Annotated in this window: 5 protein-coding genes; all 5 read right to left on the bottom strand. The window is 49.0% G+C overall.

Annotation, left to right across the window (positions count from 1 at the left end; all coding sequences use genetic code 11):
* Positions 1 to 2,452, bottom strand: a 2,452-nt coding sequence (locus ACLQ6D_RS05845; protein ID WP_411726344.1) for a phosphoenolpyruvate carboxylase, incomplete at its 3' end; no start/stop codon positions are given.
* Between the two features lie 78 nt (positions 2,453 to 2,530).
* The gene (locus tag ACLQ6D_RS05840; RefSeq protein ID WP_411726343.1) at positions 2,531 to 3,241 is read right to left on the bottom strand and encodes a DUF2490 domain-containing protein; all 711 of its coding nucleotides are present in this window, start codon (positions 3,239 to 3,241) and stop codon (positions 2,531 to 2,533) included.
* Positions 3,242 to 3,411: 170 nt separating this feature from the next.
* Positions 3,412 to 3,903, bottom strand: a complete 492-nt coding sequence (locus ACLQ6D_RS05835; protein WP_411726342.1) for a hypothetical protein — start codon at positions 3,901 to 3,903, stop codon at positions 3,412 to 3,414.
* 12 nt (positions 3,904 to 3,915) lie between these two features.
* Positions 3,916 to 4,626 (bottom strand): carbonic anhydrase family protein, encoded by a 711-nt coding sequence (locus ACLQ6D_RS05830; protein WP_411726341.1) that lies wholly within the window; start codon positions 4,624 to 4,626, stop codon positions 3,916 to 3,918.
* Positions 4,627 to 4,798: 172 nt separating this feature from the next.
* Positions 4,799 to 6,355: a SulP family inorganic anion transporter gene (locus ACLQ6D_RS05825; RefSeq protein WP_411726340.1), complete on the bottom strand. Its 1,557-nt coding sequence runs from the start codon at positions 6,353 to 6,355 to the stop codon at positions 4,799 to 4,801.
* Between the last annotated feature and the right edge of the window lie 311 nt (positions 6,356 to 6,666).

Genomic DNA, 6,666 nt, shown 5'->3' with positions numbered 1-6,666 from the left:
GATCGACGCACAGGCTGGCATATTCCTTGGCGATGTTCATGTCCGATTTACTGAGCGCCATCTGGGCGTTACTCAACAGATTGCGAAAAAACGGCCAGTCCCGGTACATTTCCCGCAACTTTTCCAGACGCTCCGGTTTGCCAGCACACCAGGTCGAAAGGCTCAAACCGATGCCGTACCAGGCGGGAAAGGTCTGCCGCGATTGTGCCCAGGAGAACACCCAACCAATGGCACGCACTGAGTTTTTTGAGCGATCCCCCTTTTTGCGGTGTGACGGGCGCGAACCGATGTTAAGCCCGCCGATTTCGCCGACCGGGGTTGCTTCGTAGAAATAATCCAGAAATCCGGGGGTGCGCTCGGTCAGTTCGCGGTAACCGTGTTCGCCGATCCGTGCCAGTTCATCCATCACCGCCAAATCATCGGAACGGTCGCACTGCACTGGTTGTACCAGGCTGACACTGGCCTTGAGCAGGCCAGTCACGCCCATCGTCAATTCATAGATCGCGGTTTCCATATTGTTGTAGCGGTAGAACAGCACCTCGCCCTGTTCGGTAAATTTGATTTGTCCGCGTACCGTATCCGGCGGCTGCGCCAGGATGGCCTCGTGGGTAGGGCCGCCGCCACGTCCTACTGTACCGCCGCGGCCATGAAACAAGAGGCACTTGAGTCCGTATTGATCGCAGATGGCGATAATTTGCCGCTGCGCTCGTGACAGGCCCCAAGCCGAAGCTAAAATTCCGCCATCTTTGCAGGAATCGGAATACCCCAGCATAATTTCTTGGCTGTTACCCGAAATCCGTAGCAATTCCCGATAGACTGGGGTGTCAAAAAGCCGAGTGAGTACTTCTTCAATCCGGTTGAGATCGTCAATGGTTTCGAATAGCGGACTAACACCGATATGACAATACCAATGACCGCCCAGACGACCAACCAAACCGCTTTGTGCAGCCAGCAGCATCACCTCCATGATGTGACTGGCGTTGTGCGTCATGGATATTACGTACTTACCCAAACAGTCTGGGGCGATTTCCCGCCTCATGCGTGCCATGACTTCGAAAGCTTCCAACGTTTCGCGGCTGGCCAGAGGCAGCGCAGCGGGATCGAACATTAGACCCCCGGGTGCAGCGATGGCCTCGCTCAACAGTTCGAGACGCTGGTTTTCATCCAGGGCGTGATAATTCAGCCCCAGTGCTGCGTTCAGAATATCTGCCACAGCCTCGGTGTGCCGATTTGATTCCTGGCGCACGTCCAGTTGCATCAGGTGGAAGCCGAAGGTTTCAGCGAGGCGAATTAAATCATGCAGTTCCAAATCAGCAATAGCCGCATCGCCGTGACCGCGCAAGGACGAGTCGATTAACCGTAGATCATCTAAAAACTCAGTCAACCCTGAATAGGCGCGGGCGTTCGGCAGTTCCGGCTCGCCGCGCAGGTGTTGTTCAACACGTATCAGCGCGTACTCCATACGGTACTTCATCAGAGCTAACTTATGACGGTAAGGCTCTTGTAGATAGGGTTTTTCCAGATCCGCTACCGATGTGCCAAGCATAGTTCGGTCAGCCTCAAGGCTATCTACAAATGCCTCTGGAAATTCGCAGAGACCTTGAGAATGGGATAGTTGACCGCGCAATGCGTCTAGGCGACGAATGTATTCCTGCAAGATGGTTTGCGCTTGCAGGCGCAAGGCCAGTACGGTAGTTTCCGAGGTGACATTGGGATTACCATCGCGGTCGCCCCCGATCCAGGAACCGAAGCGCAAAAAGCTCGGTATACGGATTTGCCGGGCTACGTCCTCGCCGTACACGTCACTCAGGGAACGTTCGAAATTACGGTAAACCCGCGTTGTCGCTTGGAACAGGGAAAGCGGAAAATAGAACAGCCCGGCATCGATCTCGTCCGCCACACCCAACTTCCGGATGCGCACTTCGTCGGTCTTCCACAGTAGCTGAATCTGGCATTGCAGCCGTTCGAGCGCTTCCCTGCGAAAATAGCCCTTCACGCGGTTATCGACCAAAGCTTCCTGGGTCAGGAATACATTGCGCAAGGCGCTCTTGACGGTGCGCCGCTTGGCCTCGGTCGGATGGGCGGTCATTACTGGGAGATACAGTAGTTCGTCCAGCAGAACCTGGAGCTTGTCTGCCGTTACCCCTGACTCCTTGAGCGCCAGCAGGGCATCGTGAAAGGAACCGGGCCAGTAGTGACCGCCTCGTTCGGCTTGCCGCCGCCGTTTTCTCAGGTAATGGGATTCCTCGGCAATATTGAGCAGGCTGAAATAACGATTGAATACCTGTACTACCTCACCGATGGTCTCGGCATCTAAGTTTTCAACCATTTTCAGCAGGTTTAGCTGCCGTGGAAGGCTATCGTCACGCAATAATCTCGTGTAGTTGCGTTGCAGTTGCTCAACCGTGGCGGCGATTTCAGGCTGGGCCTGGGTTTTTAATACCCTTGTCAAAACCGATCCCAGTAGACGGATCGAGTGGCGGAGCGTTTTGTCATCAAAGGGAATGTTCACAGGCAAGTTCCTTATAGTTTAGAAATTCAAATTAAGATTTGTCATCCATACATTGTTGTATTGATCAACCGATGGGGGGTTTCTCCATACATGTTGGTATAAATATCCTGTTTCCACTTGAACCTCAGGAGCAAATCGATAACCGACACCCACGTATAACCGATTTTGTTGTGCTCCAGCTTGTAATTGGGCATTATTAGAATTGTCGTTTAGCGTCATGAATATTTCTTCAGAGGCAATGACAGACCAGGACGACCAGTCAGGAATTAACTGTTCTACCCGAAAACGTGTTCGCCAGCGGATACTGGGATCAGAATTCTGAGCTAAAAAACGCTCTTCCAGCCTATTACGAACTTCCCATATCAATTGCTTTTCATTAGCGGTATCTTTCCATGTAAATCCTTGCCATGCTCGATTTTCAATCCTATACGTATCCGAATCGGGTGTAACAGAATCGGCTTGCATTCCATAGCCAACCCATAGGGTAGCCTGCTCATTAATCGCCCAGCCAATAGCGGGCCTAACGATTGCGGAGGTAAGATTTGATGCGTTATTTCCAATTCGTGGTTGGAGCTCTAAAAACCCACGTAATTGTCCTGTCAATTTTGCATTAATGTTTATTGGAACCCATATCTGAAAATCGGAACTGGCTTGTGCGTTAGTGCTGACCATTAATACCATCATCATAATGACAAAACTAATCCAATTTGTTTGGCGCTTTAATATCATTGTTTATTATCCTCAGCCCGCCAGTCCGCCCTACTTGGCTGACGGCTGTAGCGGCAGATTTTTACATCTGCCTGAAAGAATTAGAACCGTTGGGCTGAATGCAATGAAGCCCAACATAAACGAAGCCGTGAATGTTGGGCTTCGCAGCCGCTCTGCCCAACCGTGCGGCGTTAGGACAGGAGCAAAACTAAACCACCGAAAAGTCCAACACATTGTATAAGCAATAGGGTAACTTTTTGGTTGGTCGGCAAACCCTGCCAAGCCTGAATAGGCTGAGTCCTGATAAGTTCATATTGCTCCAGGCAGGCGGCTTTTAGGCGTTGAAATAGAGTGGGCAGCCACCGCAACAACCAATACAAAGCTAAGATCCCAGCGGACACAGTCAGATAAAAAAAGATGGCTTGGCTGTGTACCTTGCCGACACCCACGCTATGCTCAAGAATTTCCTCAAACAGGAATTCAGCACTTTCATATAAGGTATGCGCCAAAACCAGCAGGTAGTGCAATATTTGGTCTGGGATGGTTATAAAACCGACCAGCATCAGCACAAGTCCCAGTTTTTTAGCGATAGGGATTCGAGTTCGCGGCGACCCACAGGGATGTGGGAAGTGCGGAAAATGCCGGGAGCATTTTTCCGTTGTGTGTGGCAACAGGTTTTTCATGATATTTGACCCTCAATCGGCTCGCGCGAGCGCGCTTGGGCTGTGGCTGTAATGGGGTTTTACATCTGCCTGAAAGGATAAGGAGCCAATCATTAAAGTATCGTCATAAAAACTTACCGCACCGGTAGTTATATCGTGAATACCACCAATAACTTCTATCTCGCCTGCTTCAATCATTTCCTTTAAAATCGGGCTGCGTTCGATAATGGCATGTACCGTCCGTTTTACATTGATAGCCGATACTTTTTCCACAAATTCATCGTTGCCTGAATGTCGGTTTTCGGTTTCGGTTTTTTCATCATAAACCGCAGGCTGTATCTTACTTAACAGCGCTGTCAGGTTGCCCATTTCTACATGGTCGCAAGCGCCTCTTACGGCGCCGCATTTGGTATGGCCTAACACCACGATGATTTTGGAACCGGCCACCTTGCAGCCAAACTCCATACTGCCCAGAATATCTTCATTAATAATAGTGCCGGCAATACGAACACTAAACACATCGCCCAAGCCCTGGTCAAAAATCAACTCAACTGAGGTACGGGAATCTATGCAGCTTAAAATAACCGCAAACGGATGTTGCCCGTCGGAGGTTTCATTGGCCTGTTGCAGCAGGTTGCGGTTTACTTTTAGGTTATTGACAAAGCGTTTATTGCCCTCTTTTAATAAGTCCAATGCCATTGCGGGCGTAATGGCGGCTTGCATTTCTTTGGTTAAAGTTTTCATGTTATTCCTTTATGTTCCGTGAATGGATTAAGGTCATATCGTTATACACAAGTGCCGTCATGCCCGACGGGAGCGGGCATCCAGAGCCAGGGATGGCAAGCTCAAAACGTCCCTGTAGTCTGGATTCCGGCAATCCCTGCCGGAATGACGGACTTGTGTATAAGCGCATGGATTAAGACACAGCCGGTTCAGTAAAATTTATTGTTTCGACGGCTATGTTCTTGGTAAGGGCACTGCGCTGATAATTTTCTATGATCTCTATGACATCATAAGCAAGTGATTTGGTATTTGAGCAATCAATAATCACTTTTGCATTGTGGGGAATGTTATTTAATACGTTTAATATGCTGGCCTTATTAAAAAACGAAACCTCTTCCGCCAGGACAATATGGTGTACTTCGCGCCCCTTTTCTGTGGTTATTACATTTTTCATGTAGTGGGAGTTGTGGTAACTATGGCGCAAGGTGTAAAAGATGCCGAAGGCCATGCCGATGGTAATCCCTTTCAGTAAATCGGTTGCCAATATGCCAATAACAGTCGCCATAAAAGGCACAAACTGTTCCCCGCCCAATTGGTACATCTGTTGAAAGAGCGCGGGTTTAGCCAGCTTATAGCCCACTATAATCAAGATGGCCGCTAAACTGGCCAGCGGGATCCTATTCAGTAATCCGGCAATGGTAATGGCGCTGATCAATAAGAAGATGCCGTGCAGTATGGTGGACATTTTCGTTTTACCGCCAAAGGCAATATTTGCCGAGCTGCGGACAATCACCTGGGTAACGGGTAAACCGCCAATCAGGCCGGAGACAACATTACCCAACCCTTGTGCCTTTAATTCCCGGTTAGTGGGCGTCACGCGTTTGTAGGGGTCAAGCTTGTCGGTCGCTTCAACACAAAGCAATGTTTCCAGACTGGCAACAATGGCCAATACAACCGCTATTTTCCAAACTTCAAAGTTTGTTATCGCAGAAAAATCGGGGAAGGTAAACTTGCTGAAAAAGCCGGCCAGATTTTCAGCAACAGGGATACTGACCACTTGAGTGGCAGATAAACTCAAATTCAAAATCCCATTTTGGTAAAAAGTGTTCATTACAATACCCAAAACGACTACCACAATGGGCCCTTGTATCAGTTGAAACAGTTTATGTTTTTTGCTTAATACCGTATCCCATAATATCAATACCGCTAGCGATAGCGCTGCAATCACTGCTGCGCCGGGGGTAAGGACATCAAAAGCGCTGGCAATGGATGAAAATGTGGTCTCCCCGTCCGTTTGAAAGTAAGAAAGGTCGCCTTCAACATCTTTATCGTAGCCTAAGGCATGGGGTATTTGCTTTAAAATAATCAGCAGCCCGATACCGGTAAGCATCCCTTTAATGACAGAGGAAGGGAAGAAATAGGCGATAAAACCCGCCTTGGCAAAACCCATAATAAGCTGGATACTGCCCGCCAGCACCACGGCCAATAAAAAGACCGGCCAGGAACCCAGTGTGGTAATGGCGGACAGCACAATGACGGCTAACCCGGCAGCAGGGCCGCTAACCCCCAGGGGCGAACCGCTGGCAATACCCACCACAATGCCGCCGACGATGCCCGCTATGATACCGGCGAACAGGGGCGCACCGGATGCCAACGCAATGCCCAAGCATAAGGGAACCGCTACAAAAAATACGACAATACTGGCAGGCAGGTCGCTTTTGAGTTCTTTAAACATATTTTTTACTTCCATAATCGGATCCTTTTAGATTTAAAGGGGAAAGCAGCAAAGCTATTTTTAAAAGATAGTAACACTATCTTTACAAATTGCAATACTTTCAGTTATCATTTTTACAATGAAATGCGGTATTTCTACTTTGTCAGATTAACACCACTACGTCATACCCGCCGGGAAGCGGGTATCCAGTGCCATGGAGGGTAGGCTTAAATCCATCCATGGAGACTGGATTCCGGCAATCCCTGCCGGAATGACGATTATGAATGAGTGTTCATGTAATCTGACAAAGTAGAAGTAGTCCCTGTTAAAACAATCGCTTCAATGCC

The organism is Methyloglobulus sp., assembly GCF_046714055.1.
Classification (GTDB): Bacteria; Pseudomonadota; Gammaproteobacteria; order Methylococcales; family Methylomonadaceae; genus Methyloglobulus.
This window is presented reverse-complemented; position numbering and strand designations above follow the sequence as displayed.

Excerpts from the sequence above, each read along its gene's own strand:
- ACLQ6D_RS05840 (WP_411726343.1), bottom strand. The coding sequence starts at position 3,241 with ATGATATTAAAGCGCCAAACAAATTGGATTAGTTTTGTCATTATGATG.
- ACLQ6D_RS05835 (WP_411726342.1), bottom strand. The coding sequence starts at position 3,903 with ATGAAAAACCTGTTGCCACACACAACGGAAAAATGCTCCCGGCATTTT.
- ACLQ6D_RS05830 (WP_411726341.1), bottom strand. The coding sequence starts at position 4,626 with ATGAAAACTTTAACCAAAGAAATGCAAGCCGCCATTACGCCCGCAATG.
- ACLQ6D_RS05825 (WP_411726340.1), bottom strand. The coding sequence starts at position 6,355 with ATGGAAGTAAAAAATATGTTTAAAGAACTCAAAAGCGACCTGCCTGCC.